The following is a 23,429-nucleotide window of genomic DNA, read 5'->3' on the forward strand; positions in this document are numbered from 1 at the left end:
GTCGCGCTCCGTGGCGTCCACCCTCTCGGTTCTGACCGGCAATCGGAGCTTCCGCAACCTCTTCCTCGCCGAGCTGGTGGTCTTCGGCGCCGACTGGTTCGTCATGGTGCCGCTGCTGGTGCTGCTGCCGCACCTGACCGGCAGCGGCGTCTGGGGCGCGCTGGTGTTGGCGGTGGACACCGGCATCGTGGCGTTGCTGCTGCCGTACACCGGCACGATCGCCGACCGCTTCGACCGCCGGAAGATCATGATCGCCGCGAACGTGGCCGCGCTGGCGGGCGTGCTGCTGCTGCTCGGAGTGCGCGACGCCGGAACGGCCTGGCTGGCGCTGGTCGCGATCGGCGTGGTGGCGGTCGCCAAGGCGTTCTACTCGCCGGCCGCCCAGGCCGCCCTGCCCAACGTGCTGGAGCCGCACGAACTCGCCGCTGGCAACGCCGTCGCCGGCTCGGCCTGGGGCACCATGACAGTGGTCGGTGCGTCGCTCGGTGGCGTGCTCAGCACCGCTGCCGGCCCGTACGTCTGCTTCTGGGTCGCGGCGGCGGGCCTCGCGGTGGCCGCGGCCCTCGCCACCCGGATCCGCCGGCCGTTGCAGGCGCCCCGGGACGCCGACCAACCGGCCCAGAGGACCTGGTCGGCGGTCCGCGAGGCGCTTGGCTACATCGGTCACCGGCCCCGCGTGCTCGCGCTGGTCACCGTCAAGTCCGCGGTGGGCCTCGGCAACGGCGTGTTGACCGTGTTTCCGCTGCTGGCCGGCGTGTACGGTGTCGGCTCGCTCGGCGCCGGCCTGCTGTTCGCGGTACGCGGCGCGGGAGCGTTGGTGGGGCCGATCCTGATGCGCCGGGTGTTGACCAACCGGGCCTGGCTGCTGCCCGGGCTCGCGCTGTCCATGTCGCTCTACGGCCTGTCCTACCTGGGCACCTCGGTGGTGCGATGGTTTCCGCTGGTGCTGCTGCTGGTCTTCGTGGCGCACTTCGCGGGAGGCAGCAACTGGGTGATGTCGAACTTCGCCCTTCAGGGTGAGGTTCCGGACCGGCTGCGGGGCCGCGTCTTCGCCACCGACATGATGCTGGCGACGCTGGCGATCTCGGTGAGTCAACTGGCGGTGGCCCTGGTGGTGGACTCGGTCGACGAACGGGTGGTGCTCGCCGGCTGCGGTCTGATCACCCTCGTGTACGCGGTGGGCTGGCGGATCGCCACCCGCCGGCTGTCGCTCACCGATCCGGCCGTCGAGCCGGTCCCGGACCCCGCCGGCTGAACTCTGCGGTCCCAGGCAGCGGGCTCGGAACCGGTTCGTCGGTCCCGAGCCCTAGCATGAGCGCGTGCCGACGAACTTCACCGCCGAGCCGGTCCGGGTCCGCGTCCCGGCGACCAGCGCCAACCTGGGCCCGGGATTCGACGCGCTGGGTCTCGCCCTCGGGCTCTACGACGACGTGGCCGCCGAGGTCGCCTCGGGTGGTGTCCGGGTGACAGTGACCGGGCAGGGCGCCGGTGAGCTGCCCGACGACGACCGGCACCTCGTGGTGCGGGCCATGCGCGCCGCGTTCGACGCGCTCGGGGCCCACCCCGCGGGGCTGAGCGTGGAGTGCGTCAACCGGATCCCCCAGGCACGTGGGCTGGGCTCCTCGTCGGCCGCGATCGTCGCCGGGGTGCTGCTGGCCCGTGCCCTGGTCGTCGATGGGGAGCACCGCCTCGACGACGCCGGCGCGCTGCGACTGGCCGCCGAGATCGAGGGCCACCCCGACAATGTGGCGCCGTGCCTGCTCGGCGGTTTCACAGTGGCCTGGTCCGAGCCGGAAGGCGCCCGGGCGGTCTCCCTGCCGGTCGCCGCCGCGGTGCGGCCCACTGTTTTCGTCCCTGCGGAACGCGGTTTGACCGCGACCGCGCGGGCCGCTCTGCCGGCAACAGTGCCGCACTGTGACGCCGCGTTGACCGCCGGGCGGGCGGCGCTGCTGGTGCACGCGCTCACCACGGACCCGACCCTGCTGCTGCCGGCCACCGTCGACCGGCTCCATCAGGATTACCGCGCAGCCGGGATGCCAGGCACGTCTGCCCTGGTCAGCGCGTTACGAGCGGCCGATGTGGCAGCTGTGGTCAGTGGGGCGGGGCCGACTGTGCTGGCGCTCAACCAGCCCCCAGCGGGCTTCCCAGTGGGAACAGACTGGGAGATCTGGCAGTTACCGATAGACGTCAGCGGCGCACGGGTCGCCCGGGGTAGACTTGGACACGCCGAGCGGGACCCTGTTGCCGCAGGTCGGAAGAGTTGATTACGCTCTAGACCTAGCACAGCCGCGAAGCACGCGATCTCCTGCGGGGCGGCGCACCCCCGAAGCTCTCGGCGGTCAGCCCGTCTACCCCTGCCAAAGGCCCACGCCGCACCGCAGTTTCCACAGGTCGCCGCAGACGGCGAGACCTGCTCACCGACGTTGGTGAGTCGGGATACCGACCGGCTGCTGTGTCACAGACTCCCGCGACGCGTCCTTGCGAGGCGGGTGCACCGAGGCCGCCCGGCCACCTGAGCTCCGACTCCGGGCAGTCCCGGCCTTATCGAGGGAAGGAATCCATTGAGCGACACCACCGACGTGACGTCGGATGTTTCCAACGTCGCTGGCGATGCCACCGCCGCCGCTCCCGCCCGTCGTCGGCGTAGCGGCACCGGTCTGTCGGCGATGCTGCTGCCAGAGCTGCAGAGCCTGGCTGCGTCGCTCGGCATCTCCGGCACGGCTCGCATGCGCAAGGGCGAGCTGATCGCCGCGATTTCCGAGCGGCAGGGCGGCAACGCCGCCGGGACCCCTCGACCACGGGCCGAGGTCGCGGCCGCGGCCGCCCCGACCCGTGAGGGAGTGCGCGCCGAGGTGCGGGAGACCGCCGACCGGCCGGCAGCCGAAGGACGCGGTGCCGAGCAGGCGCCGGCCGAGCCGGCCGCCGAGACCGAGGGCCGTAGCCGCACCCGGCGGAGCCGGACCGCAACTGCGGAGGCCCGTACCACCGAGGCTCGCCCCGCTGAGGCGCGTGCGACCGAGGCGCGGGCGACTGAGGCGCGGGCGACTGAGGCGCGGGCGACTGAGACGCGGACCGACGAGGCGGAAGCCGGCGAGCGGGCCGACCGTGGCGAGAACCGCCGCGACCGGGCCGAGCGTCCGGAGCGTGCCGAGCGTGCTGACCGGACCGAGCGTGCCGACCGGGGCGAGCGGACTGAGCGTGCCGACCGGGGCGAGCGGACCGAGCGTGCCGACCGGGGCGAGCGGACCGAGCGTGCAGACCGGGGCGAGCGGACCGAGCGTGCCGACCGGACTGAGCGTGCCGACCGGGGCGAGCGGACCGAGCGTGCTGACCGGGGCGAGCGTGCCGATCGTGGCGAGCGCAACGACCGGGGCGAGCGTTCCGATCGTGGCGAGCGTGCCGATCGTGGCGAGCGCAACGACCGGGGCGAGCGTTCCGATCGTGGCGAGCGTGCCGAGCGCAACGACCGACCCGATCGCGGTGACCGCAACGACCGCAACGACCGCAACGACCGTGGTCAGCGTGTCGAGCGGGACAGCGACGACGACGACGAGGGCGGCGGCCGGCGCGGCCGGCGCAGCCGTTTCCGGGACCGTCGCCGCGGGCGCGGCGAGCGCACCGAGACCGGTGCCGACACCGGCGGGCGTGAGCCGCAGGTCAACGAGGACGACGTGCTCGTCCCGGTGGCCGGCATCATCGACGTGCTCGACAACTATGCCTTCGTGCGGACGACCGGTTACCTGGCCGGCCCGAACGACGTGTACGTCTCGATGTCCCAGATCAAGAAGTACGGCCTGCGCCGCGGTGACGCGATCACCGGTGCGGTGCGGGCGGCCCGAGAGGGCGGCAACAGCGGCGACCAGCGGCGCGACAAGTACAACCCGCTGATGCGGCTGGACACGATCAACGGGATGGAGCCGGAGGAGGCCCGGCGTCGTCCGGAGTTCTACAAGCTCACCCCGCTCTACCCGCAGGAGCGCCTGCGGCTGGAGACCGAGCCGCACATCCTGACCACCCGGGTCATCGACCTGGTCATGCCGATCGGCAAGGGCCAGCGGGCACTCATCCAGTCTCCGCCCAAGGCGGGTAAGACGATGGTGCTGCAGGCGATCGCGAACGCGATCACCCGCAACAACCCGGAGTGCCACCTGATGGTGGTGCTGGTGGACGAGCGGCCTGAAGAGGTCACCGACATGCAGCGGTCGATCAAGGGCGAGGTCATCGCGGCCACGTTCGACCGTCCGCCGCAGGACCACACCACGGTGGCGGAGTTGGCCATCGAGCGGGCCAAGCGCCTCGTCGAGCTCGGACACGACGTCGTCGTGCTGCTCGACTCGGTGACCCGGCTCGGTCGGTCGTACAACCTGGCGGCGCCGGCCAGCGGCCGGATCATGTCGGGTGGTATCGACTCCACCGCGCTCTACCCGCCGAAGCGCTTCCTCGGCGCGGCCCGCAACATCGAGAACGGCGGGTCGCTGACCATCATCGCCACGGCGCTGGTGGAGACCGGGTCCATGGCGGACACGGTCATCTTCGAGGAGTTCAAGGGCACCGGCAACGCCGAGTTGAAGCTGGACCGGAAGATCGCCGACAAGCGGACCTTCCCGGCCATCGACATCAACCCGTCCGGTACGCGTAAGGAAGAGGTCCTGCTCGCACCGGAAGAGCTGGCCATCATCCACAAGCTCCGGAAGGTGCTGCACTCGCTGGACTCGCAGGCCGCGATGGATCTCCTGCTGGACCGGCTCAAGCAGTCCCGCACGAACATCGAGTTCCTGATGCAGATCGCGAAGTCGACGCCGGGGGAGTAACCATCCCCGGGTGACGACGTAGGGGCACGGCCATCGCGGCCGTGCCCCTTCGTCATGTACCTCGTCGCCTTTGCCCGGGAGAGGGTGGCCGGCCCGGCGCCTGCGATCGGTGGGAGTCGCAACGGGCCGGGGACGACGCCAACGGAACCGATGCCCGCGCGGCGAGTTGTTGGAATTTTCCTTCGGTTCAGTCGACAGGTATTGAAACTTCTATTCATATCCGGGTTGACTGTCGTCCATGCGTACCCGCAGACGATCCGCCCGCCGCACCGGCGTCCTGCTGCTGACGCCGCTGCTCGCCCTGGCCCTGTCGCCGCCGGCCACCGCCGCGCCCACCATCGACCCGCCCACCGTGGCCTCATCGTCAGTGGCCTCACCCACCATCGCCGAGGACGCGCCGCCCGCGTCCTCCCGCCCGGCCGGCTCGGTCAGCCTGGCCGCCGCCCCGACAGTCGCGACCGCCCCGACCGCCGACGCTGGCGGTGTGGAGCCGGCCGGCGGGCTGGAGACCACGAAGGCCACCCGGCCGGTCGCGCCGGGCGTCCAGCTGACGTCCTTCGACAGGTACGACGCCGAGGGCTGGCTGCGCGCCGATGCGCTCACCACCGACCTGGCCGGCGGCTCCACCGTCGACTACGTCAACTCCGGCGCGGTCAGCCGAGCCGAGCCGCTGCGAAAGGCGGTGGACCAGTCGCACGCTGTCGCCGCGGTCAACGGCGACTTCTTCGACATCAACAACTCCGGCGCCGCCCAGGGTGCCGGCGTCCGGAACGGCGAGCTGATCCAGTCGGGGGTCAGCGGTCACCGCAACGCGGTGGCGGTCACCACGAACGGGCTCGGGCGGGTGATCGAGGTGAACTTCGACGGCAGCGCCACACTGCCCACCGGGGCGGTCCCGCTGACCCAGTTCAACAACATGGTGCAGGCCGACGGCATCGGCGCCTTCACCGAGCTGTGGGGGACGTACTCCCGGCAGCGTGCCGTGGAGGGCGCGGCCCGGGTGGTCGAGGTCACAGTGACCGGCGGTCGGGTGGCCGCTGTGGGAAGCGTGGCCGGTAGCGGCCCGATCGTCGCAGGCAGCACCGTGCTGCTCGGCCGCGACCTCGGCGCGGACGCGCTGGCCGGCCTGCGCCCCGGTGACCCGGTGGCGGTGGCCTGGCGGCCGAAGCCTTCCGACGGCAGCACCCTGCACGCGGCGGTCGGGGGCGGCAACGTCCTGGTCCGCGACGGCGTCGTGCAGAGCATCGCCGACCCGACCCTCGCGCCCCGCACCGCCGTCGGGTTCAGCTCTGACGGTCGAAAGATGATCATGCTGACGGTGGACGGCCGCCAGGTCGACAGCCGCGGCGTGACGCAGACCGAGATGGGCCGGATGATGGCCGAGTTGGGCGCCCACCACGCGCTCAACCTGGATGGTGGCGGATCGTCCACACTGCTGGCCCGGGAGCCGGGCGCACCCGCAGTGCAGCTGGAGAACGGCCCCTCCGACGGCAGCGAGCGGGCCGTGCCCAACGGCCTGGCCATCTATGCCCCGAAGGGGAGCGGGCGACTCACCGGCTACTGGGTCGAGACGGCCAGCGACCCCACCGCCGCCCCCGGCGTCTCACCGGTGCGAGGTGGGCGGCCCGACCGGGTCTTCCCGGGGCTGACCCGCACCCTCACCGCATCCGGCTACGACGAGACGTACGGCCCAGCGGCCGGCGCCCCCACCTGGCGGGCGACCCCGGCGGTACGCGGCCGGGTCGGCCGTGACGGCGTGTTCCGCGCCGCCGTACCGGGGGCCAGCACGGTCACCGCCGCACGGGGGCACGTCACCGGCTCGCTGAACCTCACAGTGCTCGGCCCGCTGGCCCGGATCGGCACCACCGCGCCGCGGGTCGGGCTGACCGGCCGGGACGGTAACGCGGTGGTCGGTGTGGTCGGGTACGACGCCGAAGGCAACACCGCACCGATCGAGCCGGCCGACCTCACAGTCGACTACGACCGGGACCTGCTGCGGATCACCCCCACCGGGGACGGCAACCTGTCCATCGCCGCGTTGCGGGACACCGGCTCGGGCCTGGTGACCGTTCACGTCGGACGCACGAGCGCTGTCCTGCCGGTCACCGTCGGGCTGACCGACGTGCCGGTCGCCGGTTTCGACGACGCCGCGACCTGGCGGTTCAGCCAGGCCCGCGCCAGCGGTTCGGTCGCGCCGGCGCCCGGGCACACCGGCACCGGCCTGCGAATGTCGTACGACTTCAGCCAGTCCACCGGCACGCGGGCCGCGTACGCCGACCCGCCCGCCTGGATCGAGGTGCCCGGTCAGCCGCAGGCCTTCGGGATGTGGATCCATGGCAACGGCACCGGGGAGTGGCCCAGCCTGCACCTGCACGACGCCCAGGACACCCAACACGTGCTGCGTGGCCCGCTGATCACCTGGACCGGCTGGCGGTACGTGGAGTTCGCGGTGCCGGCCGGGGTGCAGTACCCGGTGCGGGTACGCCGTTTCTACGTGGCCGAGACGAACGCCGCGGCGCAGTACACCAGCGAGGTGATCATCGATGACCTGGTGGCGAAGGTGCCCCCGACGGTCGACGTGCCGGAGGTGGCCCCGCGTACCGATCGGGTGGTGGTCCGCGACGGCACTGTGGACGGCGCGCCGTGGCGGTTCGCGGTGCTCTCCGACGCCCAGTTCGTCGCCGCGGACCCGGACAGCGACCTGGTCGCCCAGGCCCGGCGGACGTTGCGCGAGGTGCGGGCGGCCCGGCCGGACTTCCTCCTGATCAATGGCGACTTCGTGGACACCGCCTACCCGGCCGACTTCGCGCTGGCCCGGCGGATCCTCGACGAGGAGTTGGGCGACGCGCTGCCCTGGTACTACGTGCCCGGCAACCACGAGATCATGGGCGCCCCGATCAGCAACTTCGCGGCCGCGTTCGGTGCCACCTCCCGGGTGTTCGACCACAACGGCACCCGGTTCGTCACGTTGAACTCGTCCACCGGGACACTGCGCGGCGGAGGCTTCGACCAGGTACGGATGCTCCGCGAGACGCTGGACGCGGCGGCCACCGACCGGCGTGTGGGTTCGGTCGTCGTCCTGCACCACCACCCGCCGCGCGACCCCAGCCCGGCGCAGGCCAGCCAGCTCGGCGACCGCAAGGAGGCGGCGCTGCTGGAGCAGTGGCTGGCCGACTTCCAGCACCGCACCGGCAAGGGCGCGCTGTTCGTGGGCGGGCACGTCGGCACCTTCCACGCCGACCGGGTGGACGGGGTGCCGTACGTGATCAACGGCAACGCGGGCAAGGCGCCGTCCACCCCTGCCGACCAGGGCGGCTTCACCGGCTGGACGGAGTTCGGCGTGGACCCGGTGACCCCGGCCGAGGCCGACCGGGCCCGCCGTAACCCGCTCGCCGAGGGCCCGCGTTGGGTGGACGCTGAGTTCCACGCGCACGCCGACCGCCTCACGGTGGCCGCCCCGGCCAGCGTCACGGTCGGCACCCCCGCGGCGGTCACCGCCACGCTGACCCAGCCCGGCGGGCGTACGGTCCCGGTGGCCGCTCCGGTCAGCGCCGACTGGTCGGCCTCGCCGGGAGTGCACGTCGGCTCGGCGGCTGGGGTGCGCCCCTGGCACACCGCCCGATTCGATCCGGCCACCGGCACCCTGACGGCACTGCGGCCCGGCGCGCCGATACGCCTGACGGTCGAGGTCAACGGCGCCCGTGCCGAGGCCACCATCACCGTCACCGGGTGAACTGTCCGGACGCGCCCCCACGCGAGGGGCCCGTCCGGACACCTCAGAAGTCGCCGTCGGCCACCTGAAAGACGGTGAGACCGAGGGATCGCCACATCTGGACCACCTGGACGCGGTCGTCGAAAACGCCGGCCACCCGGTAACGGTCCCGGATCTCCCGGTCGTAGATCTCCCGCTTGACGATCGAGTCCTTCCGGGAGTCGCCGACGGCCCGCAGGTGCAGGCCCAGGTAGGGCACTCGTACGTGCCGGGCCAGCCACGCCTCGGTGGCCGCGCGGGCGGAGGCGTCCCGCCCGGAGCAGAAGACCACCCCGTACCCGGCGGCGTGCATCGCCCGGACCGCCGCGATCACCGCCGTGTTCGGCTCGTCCTGGCCCACCCGGGTCATGTCGTACGGGCTGCGGGAGACGGCCAGCGCGACGGTGCCGTCGATGTCCACCAGGACGATCTCCGGTGGCTCGGTCGACGGCGGGTGCACCACGGCGGGGCGTCCGGTACGGGCCTGCGGCACCGGCAACGGCAACTCCCGACCCTCCAGGTACCGCTCGTGCAGCCGGCGGATCGCGTCCGCGCCGACCTGGTCGGCGGCCGGCCGGGCGGCGTCGCGGCGCAGACACTCGTCCAGCGGCACGTCGGTGAAGTCGTGCATCTCGAAGTCCGCGCCGTGGCGGGCGGCCAACTCGGCCCAGTCACGCAGCGTCCGTGAGCGCAGGTTGGTGTCGTCCACGCAGACGTCCGCGCGGGCCCGCAGCAACGCCTCGACCTGGGCCCGTTGGACGACGGTCACCTGCGCCTCGGCCCACTGGGTGAAGAGCCGCTCGCCGTGCAGCATCCGGCGCAGGTCGTCCCGGTTGACCCGGACCACTGAGGGCTGGAGCGTGCGGGCGAACGTCGTCTTGCCCGAGGCGGGCAGTCCCCGGGTGGCGATCAGGCGGGTCATCGACGCACCTCCGGCTCGACGGGCGTACCCCGGCCGGGGTACCTGGCGGCGATCCGCCGGGTGCGCGAATGCCCCGTTGGCCGGCGGGAATGCGGACGGGTAGGCACGTGTTGACGATGCCGGACGAGGTGTGCGGCCCGACTACCGGGTCGGCTCAGGCCCATGGCACACTGGTCAATCGGCCACCGGTTCCGGTTCACGCCCGAGCCCGTCGCGTACGGCGCGACGAGCGATGACGGCGACCCGGCGACCACCAACGAGAGGACCGAGGCGAGATGAAGGCAAACATCCACCCGGAGTACGTGACCACCGAGGTCAGCTGCTCCTGTGGCAACACGTTCACGACCCGCAGCACCGCCAAGGGCGGGGCGATCCACGCCGAGACCTGCAGCGCCTGCCACCCGTTCTACACCGGTAAGCAGCGCGTTCTCGACACCGCCGGCCGGGTCGCGAAGTTCCAGCAGAAGTACGCCAAGGTTCAGGCCAAGAAGGCCAAGTAACTCCTCGTTCGGCGCCCGCGTCCGGTTTTTCGCCGGATGCGGGCGCCGTCCGCATTTTCCTCCGTTTTCGCCCGGCCGCTGGCCCCCCGACCCCGGCCCGGGTCGTCGCGCACCGTCGAAGGAGCATCCGCAGCATGAGCAGCGAGCGTCTGGCCGGCCTTCTCGACGAGTACGCGGAGCTGGAGAAGCGGTTGGCCGATCCGGCCATCCACGCCGACCAGGCCACCGCGCGCAGGGTCGGCCGCCGGTACGCCGAGCTGGTGCCGCTGCACAAGGCCGCCGACGAGTTGGAGCAGGCCCGCGCCGATCTGGTCGCGGCTCGCGAGCTGGCCGCCGAGGACCCGTCCTTCGCGGCCGAGGCGGATGCCATCGCCGGTTCCCTGCCGGTGCTGGAGGAGCGGCTCGCCGAGCTGCTCATTCCGCGCGACCCGCACGACGCCAAGGACGTGATCGTCGAGATCAAGGCCGGTGAGGGCGGTGAGGAGTCGGCGCTGTTCGCCGGTGACCTGCTGCGGATGTACACCCGGTACGCCGAGCGGCACGGCTGGGTCACCGAGGTGATCGACGCACAGGATTCCGACCTCGGCGGGGTCAAGGACGTCTCCCTGGCGATCAAGACCAAGGGTGTGCCGGACGGCGGCAACGGCGTTTGGTCGCGGCTCAAGTGGGAGGGCGGCGTGCACCGGGTGCAGCGTGTCCCGGTGACCGAGTCGCAGGGCCGGATCCACACCAGCGCCGCCGGGGTGCTGGTGCTGCCAGAGGCCGAGGACGTCGACGTCACGATCGACCAGAACGAACTGCGCATCGACGTGTTCCGCTCGTCCGGTCCGGGTGGCCAGTCGGTGAACACCACCGACTCGGCGGTGCGGATCACCCACCTGCCGACCGGCATCGTCGTCTCCTGCCAGAACGAGAAGTCCCAGTTGCAGAACCGGGAGCAGGCGATGCGGATCCTGCGGGCCCGGCTGCTCGCGGCCGCCCAGGAGCAGGCCGACGCCGCCGCCTCGGACGCGCGCAAGGCGCAGGTGCGCACCGTGGACCGCTCGGAGCGGATCCGCACCTACAACTTCCCGCAGAACCGGATCACCGATCACCGGATCGGCTACACCGCGTACAACCTGGATCTGGCACTCGGCGGCGAGCTGGACGGGGTGCTGGACGCCCTCACCGAGGCCGACCGCGCCGCCCGGCTCGCCGGCGACACCGAGCTGACCCGCCGCTGACCGCGGCGTCGAGCCACAGCGCGTCTCGACGCCTGCCCGGAGGGTCAGCTCGCGCGGGGGCGGGTCTTGGCGCGGAGCATTTCGCGGTCGGCCTGCTCGAACGCGACGCTGAGCGCGTCGCGTAGCCCGCTGCCACCGGAGACCTCGGCGAAGCCGATGCTGACCCCGACCGGGGTGCCGGGGACCAACGACTCCCAGTCCTCCAGGCGGACCGCGGCCTCGATCCGGCGGGCCACCTCGGCGGCCTCGGTCATGCCGGTGTCCGGCAGCACCACCACGAATTCGTCACCGCCGTAGCGGGCCACGAAGTCGCCCCGACGCATCACCCGGTTGATCACACCGGCGATGCGTTGCAGCACCAGGTCGCCCGAGTGGTGCCCGTGCCGGGTGTTGACCGCCTTGAAGCCGTCCAGGTCGCAGACGCCGATCACCACCCGATCGCCGCGGGTGACCACGGCCGTGATGTAGCGCTCCAACCGGCGGCGGTTGGGCAGCCCGGTGAGCGGGTCGGTCAACGCCTCGCCCTCGAAGCGTGCCGCCTCGCGGCGCATCTCCTCGTGGTCGATGCGGGCGGCGATGCCGTCGATGTAGACGTCGCGCAGCCGGTCGTTGCGTTGCGCGGCGAGCCGGAACGCCAATCGGTCGGCCCGGTGCGCCGCCAGGTGGTCCCCGGCGCGGGTCAACGCGATGCTGCGCAGCCGGGCCGGCTCGGCCGCCCCGAGCGTCTCGTTGGAGACCTGGACGGTGTCCAGTCGGGCGACCGCCTCGATCGGCCGACCGTCGGCGACGGCGAGGCACACCTGCCCGAGCTGACGCAGGTCGCGGGCGCGGGCACTGTCCCCACCGTGGGTGATCAACCGGGCCGGCTCGGGGCCTTCGGTCGCCACCTGGTCGCCGAGCGCGGCCTGTCGGGCCGCCGCGTAGCCGTACGCGGCGAGGCTGCTCGGGCGTAGCTGGCTGGCCCGCCCGGCTCGGACGAAGCGGGTGAGGTCGGCGGCCACGTCCCGGAGCACCCGCAGACAACCGTCGCTGTCGCCGTTGTGGTCCAGGGCCACGGCGTTGCGCAGCCGGATGCCCGGCGCGGCGAACGTCTCCTCCGGGATCCCGGCGGTCAGCCCGAGCTGTCGGGCCCGCTCGATGGCCCCCAGGGCGTACCCGTGGAAGCTGAGGTAGCTGTAGGCCATGGCCAGGTCGTGCCAGCCCCAGGCGGTGTCCCGGTCCGGGTCGGCGACGGCGCCCAGCGCCCGGGCCGCCCGGACGAGGTGCATGACACAGCGGTCCAGTGCGCCCTGGTGGTGCGCGGCGAGCGCGGCCAGCGCGTTGAGGTGACCGTGCAGATAGGGCTCGGCGAGGTCGCGGACCGCCGCCGACGCCTCCTCGATGGCCCGGGTGAACTCCGCTGTCCGACCGAGATTGATCAGCGCGGAGAGGCGCTGCACCATCGCGTCCGCTCGCGCCGCCGGATCGTTGGTGGTGCGGATCACACGCTCCAGCAGGACGTACGCCTCCGCGGAGCGGCTGGCCTCCTGCAACGCCCGGGCGTGCGTCAGGGCGTCAACCTGGTCATCGACCCGGTCGAGCCAGCCCACCCGCCAACCTCCTGTCGTGCGCGCCTGGGCGCACCTGTTCGTCACGCCGCCCGCGACGCTTCATGATTATGTCGTGAGTACTTTGCCGCAACACCCCCCCGAAGGGACAGGCCCCACCCGGCCGTCCGCCGCGGTGGCCCGAGCGGCCCGCGCGCTCGCCGCCGCCGGGGTCGGCTCTGCCCGGGTGGAGGCCGAGTTGCTGGCGGCGTACGTGCTCGGGGTTCCCCGGGGTCGCTTGGCCCTCGCCGACGACCTCAGCGACGACCAGCTGGTGCGGCTCAACGAGTTGACGCGCCGCCGCGCCGCGCGCGAGCCGTTGCAGCACCTGACCGGTCGGGCCGGGTTCCGGCACCTGGAGCTGTCGGTCGGCGCGGGTGTCTTCGTGCCCCGGCCGGAGACCGAGCTGTTGGCCGGCTGGGGTGTCGAGCAGGCGCAGGGCCGGCCCGACCCGGTGGTGGTGGACCTGTGCAGCGGCTCGGGCGCGATCGCCCTGGCGTTGGCTCAGGAGCTGCCGGGAGCGCGGGTGATCGCGGTGGAGCGGTCCCCGGCGGCGCTGGCCTGGTTGCGGCGCAACGCGGCGGAGCGCGCCGCGGCGGGAGACCGGCCGATCGAGGTCGTCGAGGCCGATGTGACAGCGCCGGACCTGCTGGCCGAGCTGGTGGGCCGGGTGGACGTGCTGCTCTGCAACCCGCCGTACGTGCCGGACGACGTGGTGGTCCCGCCGGAGGTGGCCGGGCACGACCCGGCGGAGGCGGTGTTCGGCGGCGCGGACGGTCTGGTGGTGATCCGGCCGGTCGTCGCCCGGGCGGCGGTGCTGTTGCGCCCGGGAGGCGTGTTCGGCGTCGAGCACGACGACACCCACGGCGCGGCGGTGCCCGAGCTGCTCGCCCGGGACGGCGGCTTCACCGCCGTGGCGGAGCATCTGGACCTCACCGGGCGTCCCCGCTACGCGACCGCGTCCCGACGGGCGGACGGCCAGCACGCCCCGATCGGGGCGGCGTGGCAGACTGACTCCTCGTGATGCTCTACGACTGCCGGTCGCCCGCCGATCGGGACCGCGGCATCGCTGCGGCGATCGAGGCGGTCAAGAACGGCGAGCTGGTCGTTCTTCCGACGGACACCGTGTATGGGATCGGCGCGGACGCGTTCACCCCGTACGCGGTGAAGGCGCTGCTCGATGCCAAGGGCCGGGGCCGGCAGATGCCGCCGCCGGTGCTGATCGGCTCGCGGCACACCCTGGACGGGTTGGTCTTCTCGCTGCCCACTGCCGCACGGGACCTCGTGGAGGCGTTCTGGCCGGGTGCCCTGACGATCGTGGTCGAGCACTCGCCGAGCCTTCAGTGGGACCTGGGCGACAAGACCGGCACGGTGGCGGTGCGGATGCCGCTGCACCCGGTGGCGTTGGAGGTGCTGCGCGAGACCGGCCCGATGGCGGTCTCGTCGGCCAACAAGACCGGCCAGCCGGCCGCGGTCACCGCCGACGAGGCGCGTGACCAGCTCAGCTACTCGGTGCGGGCCTATCTGGAGGCCGGCCCCTGCCCGGACCCGGTGCCCAGCACGATCGTGGATCTGACCGGTGAGGTGCCGCAGCTGCTGCGGGCCGGGGCGATCCCGCTGGAGAAGTTGCGTGACGTGGTTCCGGATCTCGTCGACGGTCGGGCGGTCTGAGTGCCCCCGTTCACTGTTCTGCACGTCTGCATGGGCAACATCTGCCGCTCGCCGATGGCGGAGCGGCTGCTCGCCCTGGCGGTGCGGGAGCGGCTGACCCGGCGTTCGCAGGACCCGGCCCAGGCCGAGGAGCTGGTGCACAGCCACAGCGCCGGCACGGGTGGCTGGCACGCTGGCGAGGAGATGAACCCGCCGGCGGCACGGCAGGTCACCGGCCGTGGTGGGGACGTGGCCGGGTTCGCCGCGCGCAAGCTGCGCTCGGACCACATCGACGCCGCCGACCTGGTCCTGACCGCCACCGCCGACCAGCAGGAGTACGTGGTGGCGCTTCGTCCGGACGCGGCGGCCCGCACGTTCGTGCTGGGCGAGTTCGGCCGGCTGCTGGCCGCGGTGGACGCCGCCGCGCTGCCGCCGGGTGACGCCATCCCGGAGGCCGTGTACGCCCGGGGCGTGGCCCTGGTGGCGGCGGCGCACGACGCGAGGCTGGGCGCCTCGGCGCTGGCCACCGATGATCTGGACGACCCGTGGGGTCGTGGCGACCAGTGCTTCAGCCGGGTCGCCGACGAGATCGAGGAGACGGTCCACCCGCTGGCCGGCGCGCTGCTGCCCTGAGCGTGGCGCGAGTTTCCTCCGGGTTTGGGGAAAACCCAGGGCTAAAGGGGCGTTCCGGGTCATTCTGAACGGGTCCTAGCGTGACCGGCTCCTGCGGGGAGAGCTGATGATCCGGGCCCAACTCGACAAACTGCTGACCGTGGTGATCGCCGGAGTACTGGCCGGTCTGGTGCTGGCCGCCGCCGCCCTACCCGCGGCCCTGGTCTTCGGGATCGGCTTCAGCGCCCTGTCGACGCCGTACTCGGAGCTGCCGAACACACTCCGGACGCCGCCCACCGCGCAGCGCTCCAACCTCTACGCCAACGACGGCACCACAGTGATCACCTCCTTCTACCAGGAGGACCGCGTGGACGTGCCGCTGCACGAGGTGGCTCCGGTGATGCGCCAGGCGATCGTGGCCGCCGAGGACGTCCGGTTCTACCAGCACAGCGGGGTCGACCTGCGGGGCGTGGTGCGCGCGTTCACAGTCAACAAGCGCGACGGCCGAACCCGGCAGGGCGCCTCCACGCTGACCATGCAGTACGTCCGCAACGTGCTCAGCAACGATCCCCGACTGACAGAGGCGCAGCGGGACGCCGCCACCGAACTCACCACCGTCCGCAAGCTCCAGGAGATGCGGTACGCGCTCGCGTTGGAGCGGGAACTCGACAAGGACGAGATCCTGACCCGCTACCTCAACATCGCCTACTTCGGTGCCGGGGCGTACGGCATCGCGGCGGCCAGCAAGCGGTACTTCTCCCGCTCCCCGGCCGAGCTGACCCTGGCCCAGGCGGCACTGCTCGCCGGTCTGGTGCGTTCGCCGGACAGCGACGATCCGATCAACGGCGACGCCGACAGCGCGGTGGCCCGTCGGTCGTACGTGTTGGAGCGGCTGGTGGAGTCGGGGCAGGTGCCGGCGGACGCGGCGGCGGCGGCGCGAGCCGAACCGCTGCAGCTGCGGCCCAGCGAGACCCCGAACGACTGCACGGGCGTGCCCGACGCCCACAACGACTGGGGCTTCTTCTGCGACTGGTTCACCCGCTGGTGGAGCAGCCAGTCCGCGTTCGGGGCGAGCGCCGACGAGCGGCAGCGCACGCTGCGCCGGGGCGGCTTCTCCATCGTGTCGTCGCTGGACCCGGGGGTACAGCGGGCCACCACCGAGCAGGTGCGGAAGATCTATCCGACGACCAGGGCCGAGGCGGTGCCCACCGCAGTGGTGCAACCGGGCACCGGGCGGGTGCTGGCGATGTCGGTGAACCGCGCCTACAGCGTGGCGGACAACCCGGTCGGGCAGAAGAACCGCCCGAACACCGTCAACCAGTTGATCGCCGGCGGCGGCGCGATCGAGGGGTACCAGGGCGGCTCGACGTTCAAGCTCTTCACCCTGCTGGCCGCGCTGGAGTCCGGCCTGCCGCTGTCGACCGACTTCGTGGCGCCGACCCAGTTGCTCACCCGCTTCCCGGTGACCGGGGGAGCGAGCTGCGACGGACGGTGGTGCCCGGCGAACTCCAGCCCGTCGTCGATGGACGGGCCCCGCACCATGTGGAGCGCGTTCGGTCGCTCGGTGAACACGTACTTCGCCTGGCTCACCGAGAAGGTCGGCGCCGACCGGGTGGTGGAGATGGCCGAGCGGCTTGGCATCGTGCTGCGGGCCGAGTCCGACGCCAAGCTGGCCCGTTACGGCGCGAAGGACTGGGGTCCGTTCACCCTGGGCGTGGCAGCGACCACCCCGTTGGACCTGGCCAGCGCGTACGCCACGGTGGCGGCCGAGGGGACCTGGTGTGCGCCGCTGCCGGTGGTCTCGATCACCGACTCGGGCGGCCGGCCGGTCGACGCCGCCAAGCCGGACTGCCGACAGGTGCTCGACCCCGACGTGGCGCGGGCGGCCACCGACGCGGCCCGCTGTCCGGTCGGCGACCAGTCGATGTACGGACGCTGCGACGGCGCCACCGCACCCGGGTTGCGGGCGAAGCTCGGCCGTCCGGTGGCGGGCAAGACCGGCAGTTCGGAACGGTACGAGACGGAGACGGTGGTGGCGTTCACGCCGCAGCTCGCTGTCGCCTCGATGGCCGCGAACCCGGACGATCCGCGGGACGCGGTCGGTCAGGCGGTGCAGGCCCAGATGGTGAACGCGGTCGGCGAGGTGCTCGCCTTCGCCCTGCGCGACCAACCGGTCCGCGACTTCGTCCCGCCGAGCGAACGAACCGCCTTCCAAACCCAACCCCAAGCCGGCAACTGACCCACGGCGGTCAGCGGGGTTGTTCGGCGTTGCGGGCTATGTTGCGGGCCATTCCGCCGAAGACCACCGCGTGGAACGGGGCCACCGACTTCCAGTAGGCGTGCCCCGGCAGGCCGCGCGGCAGGAAGACGGCGCGTTGCTGGTAGCGGCTGCGGCCGTCGTCGGCCGGCAGTACCCGCATTTCCAGCCAGGCCCGGCCGGGTAGCCGCATCTCGGCGCGCAGTCGCAGCAACTCGCCCGGGACGATCTCCTCGACCCGCCAGAAGTCCAGCGCCTCGCCGACCTGGAGGCGGTGCGGGTCGCGTCGGCCCCGGCGCAGCCCGACCCCGCCGACCAGCCGGTCCAGCCAGCCGCGGATCGACCAGGCGAGGGGGAACGAGTACCAGCCGTGTTCGCCGCCGACGCCCTCGACGACCCGCCAGAGCGCCGCGGGTGGCGCGTCCACCGTCCGCTCCCGGACGTCGGTGTAGGCGGTGCCACCGGACCACACCGGGTCGGTGGGCAGCGGCTCGGCGGGTGCGTCCGGGCCGCTCGCGGTCGACCAGCGGGTCTCCACCTGGGCGTCGCGCACCTTGGTCAGCGCCAGCGCCACCGCGTCGTCGAAGCCGGTCAGCCCACCCGGCGGGTCCGGGACGTAGCGGGCGATGTCGTGTTCGTCCGCTACCGCCTCCTGGATCAGGCTCTCCACCAGCGGGCGGGCGATCTTGTTCGGCACCGGGGTGATCAGACCGACCCAGTGCGAGGAGAGCGACGGGGTGAGCACCCGGACCGGCACGATGATCCGCCGGCGCAGCCCGGCCACCCGGGCGTAGCGCTGCATCATCTCGCGGAAGGTGAGCACGTCCGGTCCGCCGATGTCGAAGCCCCGGTTGACCTCCTCCGGCAGGGCGGTGCAGCCGACCAGGTAGCTCAGCACGTCGCGGACCGCGATCGGCTGGATCCGGTTGCCTACCCAGCGTGGCGTGATCATGGCCGGTAGCCGCTCGGTCAGGTACCGCAGCATCTCGAACGACGCCGAGCCGGACCCGATGATCACTGCGGCGCGGAGCACTGCCGTGGGCACCCCGCTGCCCAGCAGGATCCGGCCCACCTCGGCCCGGGAGCGCAGGTGCGGCGAGGGGACAGCGTCGGTCGCCGGCAACGGACCGCCCAGGTAGACGATCCGCCGTACGCCGGCCGCGCGCGCCGCCGCCGCGAAGTTGGTCGCCGCCGTCCGGTCGACCGCCTCGAAGTCGGACCGGCCCAACGAGTGCACCAGGAAGTACGCGACGTCCACGTCGGCGAACGCGGCGGCCAGCGTCTCCGGTCGACTCAGGTCTCCTTCGACGATTTCGGCCGCCGAGGCCCAGGGCACGTCGCGCAGCCGCACCGCCTTGCGGGCGAGGCAACGCACGGTGTGCCCGTCGGCGAGCAACAGCGGCGTCAGCCGCCCGCCGATGTAGCCGGTCGCTCCGGTGACGAGGCATCTCACAGGTCCCAGTCTGGGGCCCCCTAGACTCGTTCGCTGTGGAGACCGAGACGAGCACCTTCTGGGGGCCTGATTTCGCGCAGCTCAGGGCCACCGACCCGGAGATCGCCGGGGTGGTCCTCGGCGAGTTGGACCGGTTGCGCGGCGGGTTGCAGCTCATCGCCAGCGAGAACCTGACCTCGCCGGCGGTGCTGGCCGCGCTCGGTTCGACGCTGACCAACAAGTACGCCGAGGGTTACCCGGGTCGGCGCTACTACGGCGGCTGCGCCGAGGTGGACCGGGCCGAGGAGATCGGCATCGCCCGGGCCAAGGAGCTCTTCGGGGCCGAGCACGCCAACCTCCAGCCGCACTCCGGGGCGAGCGCCAACCTGGCCGCGTACGCCGCGTTGGTGCAGCCGGGGGACACGGTGCTGGCGATGGACCTGCCGCACGGCGGGCACCTCACCCACGGCAGCCGGGTGAACTTCTCCGGCAAGTGGTTCCACCCGGTCGGCTACCCGGTACGGCCGGACACGGAGCAGATCGACTACGACGAGGTACGGGATCTGGCGCGGGCGCACCGACCCAAGATGATCATCTGTGGGGCCACCGCGTACCCGCGCCTGATCGACTTCGCGCGGTTCCGGGAGATCGCCGACGAGGTCGGCGCGTACCTGATGGTGGACGCGGCGCACTTCATCGGCCTGGTCGCCGGTCGGGCGATCCCGTCCCCGGTGCCGTACGCCGATGTCGTCTGCGCCACCACCCACAAGGTGCTGCGCGGACCGCGCGGCGGCATGATCCTGTGCCGCGAGTCGCTGGCCCAGCGAATCGACAAGGCCGTCTTCCCGTTCACCCAGGGCGGCCCGCTGATGCACGCGGTCGCTGCCAAGGCGGTCGCGCTGCGCGAGGCCGCCCAGCCGGAGTTCCAGACGTACGCCCGGCAGGTGGTCAGCAACGCCCAGGCGCTCGCCGCCGGGCTGGCCGACGAGGGGATGCGCCCGGTCTCCGGTGGCACCGACACCCACCTCGCCCTGATCGACCTGCGGGAGCTGGGGGTGACCGGCGCCGAGGCCGAGCGCCGCTGCGACGCCGCGTCGATCACCCTGAACAAGAACGCCATCCCGTACGACCCGCAGCCCCCGATGGTGGCCTCCGGCATCCGGGTGGGCACGCCGAGCGTCACCACGCAGGGGATGCGCGAGGGGGAGCTGCGCCAGGTGGCGACGCTGATCGCCCGTGCGGTGCGCACCGATCCCGGTGCTCCGGGCGGTGCCGACGAGTTGACCCGGCTCGGTGCCGAGGTGTCCGAGCTGGTCGCGGCGTTCCCGGCGTACCCCCGTGGCTGAGCCCGGGGTGGTCGAGCCGGACACCGACCGACGGTGGCGGCTGCGGCACCTGCCGGTGCTGTTGGGCGCGTCGGCGGCGCTCGCCGCGGTCGCCGCGGTGGTGGGCGGGGTGACCGGTGGTGTGACGGCCGCGCTCGGCGCGGCGGTCGGCGTGGGCGTCACGGTGCTCAGCTACACCCTCACCACAGTGGTGCTGGCCCGGGCCGACCAGGTCAACCCGCAGTTGCTGCTGCCGCTCGGCGTGGGCCTGTACGTGCTGAAGTTCAGCCTGCTGGGTGCGGTGCTGGTGGCGGTGGCGTCGACCGGTTGGCCCGGTTTGATCCCTCTCTGCCTTGGCATCGTCGCCGGGGTGGCAGTGTGGACAGCGGTGCACCTCTGGTGGCTGACCAGGGTGTACGCCCGCCGGTCGCACAGCTGACCTACGGTCGTCCCACCTTTCGGACGCGCGGCAATGTGTCGGCCTCCGGTCATTTTCCGACGGGCGGAAGGGGAGTAGCGTGCCCACAGACGACGGCGCCCACGAGAAGCCCACACAACGATGGTTGTGCGGGGGGTGAGGCACAGCCTCGTCTTCCCGGCTGATATCGTTCGCCCCGTCATGGCTGATGACCAAACCCCCCGTCCCCCCGGTCAACCGGACGACTATCCGTCCGGTGCCGGTCAGGGTTGGACCGCACTCAGCTACCTCATCGGAGGCATGCTCGTGTGGGGTTTCATCGGCTGGCTGGTCGACCAGTGGCTCGATACCGGTGGCGTCGCCACCGGGATCGGCGTCGTGCTCGGCGTGACCGGGGGGATCATCCTCGTCGTCCGTCGGCTCGGCACGCCTACTTAGGAAGGGACACGGTGTTCGGACAGGCGAACGTTCTGGCAGCGGGCCAGGCGGCATTCCCACCCAGTGTGGACGACTTCTACCTGCCCGCGATCGCGCCCTGGGGTGTGGAGAACGCTCCGTGGTTCACCAAGTTCACGCTGATGATCTGGATCGCTGTCGGCGTTCTGATCATCTTCTTCCTGGCGACCTATCGGAACCCGAAGTTGGTGCCGACCAAGAAGCAGTGGTTCGCCGAGTCGATCTACGGCTTCGTCCGGAACAACATCTCGGTCGACATGATCGGTCACCAGGGCGTGCGTTTCGCTCCCTACTTCACGACGCTTTTCTGCTTCGTGTTGCTGACGAACGCGTTCGCGATCATTCCGCTCTTTCAGATCTCGCCGAACTCGCACATCGCCTTCCCGGCGATCCTCGCGGTGATCAGCTACGTGCTGTTCAACTACATCGGCATCCGGCACCACGGCTTCGGCAAATACTTCAAGCACGCCCTGATCCCGCCGGCACCGTGGTACATCCTGCCGCTGCTGATCCCGATCGAGGCGTTCTCGACCTTCATCATCCGGCCGTTCTCGCTGGCCGTTCGTCTCTTCGCGAACATGTTCGCCGGCCACATGCTTCTGCTGGTCTTCACGCTCGGCGGCTTCGCGATGCTCAACGCCAACGCCTGGCTGGCGCCGATCTCGGTGGTCTCCTGGGTGATGACCGTGGCGCTGACCCTCCTCGAGGCGCTGGTCATCGTCCTGCAGGCATACGTCTTCACCGTGCTGAGCGCCAGCTACATCCAGGGTGCGCTCGCCGAAGAGCACTGATCCACGCACCAACCGTTGTCGTCCCGCGTGAGAGTCACGCGTGATAACCAGGAGGAACCACTAATGGATTACGTCGCCGCGGTAGAGGGCAGCACCGCCGCCATCGGCTACGGCCTCGCGGCCATCGGCCCGGGCATCGGCGTTGGCCTGGTCTTCGCCGCCTACATCCAGTCGACCGCCCGGCAGCCCGAGTCGTCGCGCATGACCCTGCCGTACGTCTGGATCGGCTTCGCCGTCATCGAGGCGCTCGCGCTGTTCGGCATCGCCTTCGGCTTCATCTGGGCCGGCTGATCCCGCCCCTTCCGACCGGGAGGTCACCCATGTTGTTCCTCCTCGCCGCCGAGGGTGGTGAGTCAGAGCACAACCCGATCATTCCGATCTGGCAGGAGATCGTGGTCGGCACGGTCGCCTTCGCCGTGCTCTGCTTCGTGCTGATGAAGTTCGTGTTCCCGCGCATGGAGCAGACGTTCCAGGCTCGGGTCGACGCGATCGAGGGCGGCATCAAGCGCGCCGAGGCCGCCCAGGCCGAGGCGAACCAGCTGCTCGAGCAGTACCGTGCCCAGCTCGCTGAGGCCCGGACCGACGCCGCCAAGATCCGTGACGACGCGCGGGCCGACGCCGAGGGCATCCGGCAGGACATCCTCGCCAAGGCGCGGGAAGAGTCCGACCGGGTCATCCAGGCGGGCAAGGACGCGCTCGCCGCCGAGCGGGCCACCATCGTGCGCGAGCTGCGCGCGGAGGTCGGCACGATCGCGGTGGACCTGGCCAGCAAGATCGTTGGCGAGTCGCTGGCCGACGAGGCGCGGCGCAAGGGCACCGTCGACCGGTTCCTGAGCGGTCTCGAGAGCACGGGGGCCCGCTGATGCAGGCCGCCAGCCGGGAGTCGTACAAGGCCGGGGCCGAGCGCCTCGACGCGTACGTCCGCGGCACCGACGCGGTCGCGGTGGCACACACCGCGAACGACCTGCTCGCCGTCGGCGGGCTGCTGCGACGCGAGCCGCGGCTGCGCCGGGCGCTCTCGGACCCGGCCCGGTCCGGCGCTGACCGCGCCGAACTGCTCGGCGGGATGCTGCGCGGCAAGATCGGCGAGGGTGCGCTCGAGTTGCTCGCCGCGCTGGTCTCCGGCCGTTGGTCGGCGCCGTCGGAGTTGCTCGACGCCGTCGAGCGACTCGGCGTGGAGGCGGCACTGGCCAGCACCGAGGCCTCCGGCGATCTCGGCGAGGTCGAGGACGAGCTGTTCCGTTTCGGACAGGTCGTCGGCAACGAGCCCGAGCTTTCGGCGGTGCTGTCCAACCCCGCGGTCCCGGTGGACCGGCGCGGGGTCCTGGTCGGCGAGTTGCTCTCCGGCAAGGCCCACCTGGCCACCGTCCGCCTCATCGAGGTGGCGCTTGCCGGCTTCGGGGGGCGTTCCTTCAGCGGATCGCTCACCCGGCTCGTGGAACTCGCCGCCGAACGGCGGGACCGTCAGGTGGCGTACGTCACCGTGGCGGCCCCGTTGAGTGACGAGGAGGAGCGCCGGCTGGGTGTGAGCCTCGCCGCGATATACGGTCGAGAGGTCTCCGTCAAGCAGACGGTCGACCCCCAGGTCCTGGGTGGCGTGAGCGTGCGGGTCGGCTCCGACCTGTACGACGGCACCGTCCTGCGCCGCCTCAACGAGACCCGCAACGCGCTCGCGAAGCGCTGATCGGCTTCGCC

20 protein-coding genes are annotated in these 23,429 nt (G+C 72.0%); 17 read left to right on the top strand and 3 right to left on the bottom strand.

All coding sequences use genetic code 11. The features are described 5' to 3' along the window. The first annotated feature begins 10 nt into the window (after nt 1-10). The 4 genes from FB453_RS10240 (at nt 11) to FB453_RS10255 (ending at nt 8,544) form a co-directional block, all read left to right on the top strand. Nucleotides 11-1,255 carry an MFS transporter gene (locus FB453_RS10240; protein WP_145789414.1) on the top strand — a complete coding sequence of 415 codons (1,245 nt, stop codon included), beginning with the start codon at nt 11-13 and terminating at the stop codon, nt 1,253-1,255. A 64-nt stretch (nt 1,256-1,319) separates the two neighbouring features. Then, nucleotides 1,320-2,264 carry a homoserine kinase gene (thrB, locus tag FB453_RS10245; protein ID WP_145789417.1) on the top strand — a complete coding sequence of 315 codons (945 nt, stop codon included), beginning with the start codon at nt 1,320-1,322 and terminating at the stop codon, nt 2,262-2,264. 297 nt (nt 2,265-2,561) lie between these two features. Beyond that, on the top strand, nt 2,562-4,811 hold the full coding sequence (rho, locus tag FB453_RS10250; RefSeq protein ID WP_145789419.1) for a transcription termination factor Rho: 2,250 nt from the start codon (nt 2,562-2,564) through the stop codon (nt 4,809-4,811). Nucleotides 4,812-5,049: 238 nt separating this feature from the next. After that, the gene (locus FB453_RS10255) at nt 5,050-8,544 is read left to right on the top strand and encodes a phosphodiester glycosidase family protein (protein ID WP_145789421.1); all 3,495 of its coding nucleotides are present in this window, start codon (nt 5,050-5,052) and stop codon (nt 8,542-8,544) included. A gap of 43 nt (nt 8,545-8,587) precedes the next feature. Here the strand turns inward: FB453_RS10255 and FB453_RS10260 are convergent, their stop codons facing one another. Then, entirely contained in the window at nt 8,588-9,484 is an 897-nt protein-coding gene (locus FB453_RS10260) for a phosphatase domain-containing protein (RefSeq protein WP_145789424.1), read from the bottom strand. Between the two features lie 275 nt (nt 9,485-9,759). Between FB453_RS10260 and rpmE the strand changes: the two genes are divergently transcribed. Both rpmE and prfA read left to right on the top strand, forming a co-directional pair. After that, on the top strand, nt 9,760-9,984 hold the full coding sequence (gene rpmE, locus FB453_RS10265) for a 50S ribosomal protein L31 (RefSeq protein ID WP_030333150.1): 225 nt from the start codon (nt 9,760-9,762) through the stop codon (nt 9,982-9,984). 134 nt (nt 9,985-10,118) lie between these two features. Beyond that, nucleotides 10,119-11,207, top strand: a complete 1,089-nt coding sequence (prfA, locus tag FB453_RS10270; RefSeq protein ID WP_112583595.1) for a peptide chain release factor 1 — start codon at nt 10,119-10,121, stop codon at nt 11,205-11,207. A gap of 44 nt (nt 11,208-11,251) precedes the next feature. Here the strand turns inward: prfA and FB453_RS10275 are convergent, their stop codons facing one another. Beyond that, nucleotides 11,252-12,796, bottom strand: a complete 1,545-nt coding sequence (locus FB453_RS10275) for a GGDEF domain-containing protein (RefSeq protein ID WP_112583594.1) — start codon at nt 12,794-12,796, stop codon at nt 11,252-11,254. Between the two features lie 73 nt (nt 12,797-12,869). On the opposite strand from FB453_RS10275, the gene prmC reads away from it, so the two are divergent. The 4 genes from prmC (at nt 12,870) to FB453_RS10295 (ending at nt 17,294) form a co-directional block, all read left to right on the top strand. Further along, entirely contained in the window at nt 12,870-13,817 is a 948-nt protein-coding gene (gene prmC / locus FB453_RS10280) for a peptide chain release factor N(5)-glutamine methyltransferase (protein ID WP_145789426.1), read from the top strand. Next, the gene (locus FB453_RS10285; protein WP_091406475.1) at nt 13,817-14,464 is read left to right on the top strand and encodes an L-threonylcarbamoyladenylate synthase; all 648 of its coding nucleotides are present in this window, start codon (nt 13,817-13,819) and stop codon (nt 14,462-14,464) included. The genes prmC and FB453_RS10285 overlap by 1 nt, the downstream gene beginning before the upstream one ends. Beyond that, complete coding sequence (locus FB453_RS10290; RefSeq protein ID WP_145789428.1) at nt 14,465-15,076, top strand: arsenate reductase/protein-tyrosine-phosphatase family protein; 612 nt, start codon at nt 14,465-14,467, stop codon at nt 15,074-15,076. Nucleotides 15,077-15,182: 106 nt separating this feature from the next. Continuing rightward, nucleotides 15,183-17,294 carry a transglycosylase domain-containing protein gene (locus FB453_RS10295; RefSeq protein ID WP_145789430.1) on the top strand — a complete coding sequence of 704 codons (2,112 nt, stop codon included), beginning with the start codon at nt 15,183-15,185 and terminating at the stop codon, nt 17,292-17,294. A gap of 10 nt (nt 17,295-17,304) precedes the next feature. Here the strand turns inward: FB453_RS10295 and FB453_RS10300 are convergent, their stop codons facing one another. After that, the gene (locus FB453_RS10300) at nt 17,305-18,765 is read right to left on the bottom strand and encodes an SDR family oxidoreductase (protein ID WP_112601148.1); all 1,461 of its coding nucleotides are present in this window, start codon (nt 18,763-18,765) and stop codon (nt 17,305-17,307) included. A gap of 35 nt (nt 18,766-18,800) precedes the next feature. On the opposite strand from FB453_RS10300, the gene FB453_RS10305 reads away from it, so the two are divergent. From FB453_RS10305 to FB453_RS10335, 7 genes are all read left to right on the top strand, one after another. After that, nucleotides 18,801-20,090, top strand: a complete 1,290-nt coding sequence (locus FB453_RS10305; protein ID WP_112584019.1) for a serine hydroxymethyltransferase — start codon at nt 18,801-18,803, stop codon at nt 20,088-20,090. Then, the gene (locus FB453_RS10310) at nt 20,083-20,508 is read left to right on the top strand and encodes an ATP synthase subunit I (protein ID WP_145789432.1); all 426 of its coding nucleotides are present in this window, start codon (nt 20,083-20,085) and stop codon (nt 20,506-20,508) included. Before FB453_RS10305 ends, FB453_RS10310 begins: the two co-directional genes overlap by 8 nt. A 180-nt stretch (nt 20,509-20,688) precedes the next feature. Then, nucleotides 20,689-20,925: an AtpZ/AtpI family protein gene (locus FB453_RS10315; RefSeq protein ID WP_145789435.1), complete on the top strand. Its 237-nt coding sequence runs from the start codon at nt 20,689-20,691 to the stop codon at nt 20,923-20,925. 11 nt (nt 20,926-20,936) lie between these two features. After that, a complete protein-coding gene (gene atpB / locus FB453_RS10320) occupies nt 20,937-21,734 on the top strand; it encodes a F0F1 ATP synthase subunit A (RefSeq protein WP_091405892.1) in 798 nt (265 codons plus the stop codon). A 63-nt stretch (nt 21,735-21,797) separates the two neighbouring features. Further along, on the top strand, nt 21,798-22,025 hold the full coding sequence (locus FB453_RS10325) for an ATP synthase F0 subunit C (RefSeq protein ID WP_074314047.1): 228 nt from the start codon (nt 21,798-21,800) through the stop codon (nt 22,023-22,025). 32 nt (nt 22,026-22,057) lie between these two features. Next, nucleotides 22,058-22,597 (top strand): F0F1 ATP synthase subunit B, encoded by a 540-nt coding sequence (locus FB453_RS10330; RefSeq protein WP_091406472.1) that lies wholly within the window; start codon nt 22,058-22,060, stop codon nt 22,595-22,597. Beyond that, nucleotides 22,597-23,418, top strand: coding sequence for a F0F1 ATP synthase subunit delta (locus FB453_RS10335; protein ID WP_145789437.1), 822 nt, complete (start codon nt 22,597-22,599; stop codon nt 23,416-23,418). The genes FB453_RS10330 and FB453_RS10335 overlap by 1 nt, the downstream gene beginning before the upstream one ends. Nucleotides 23,419-23,429 lie beyond the last annotated feature (11 nt).

It is taken from the genome of Micromonospora sp. CNZ322 (assembly GCF_007827755.1).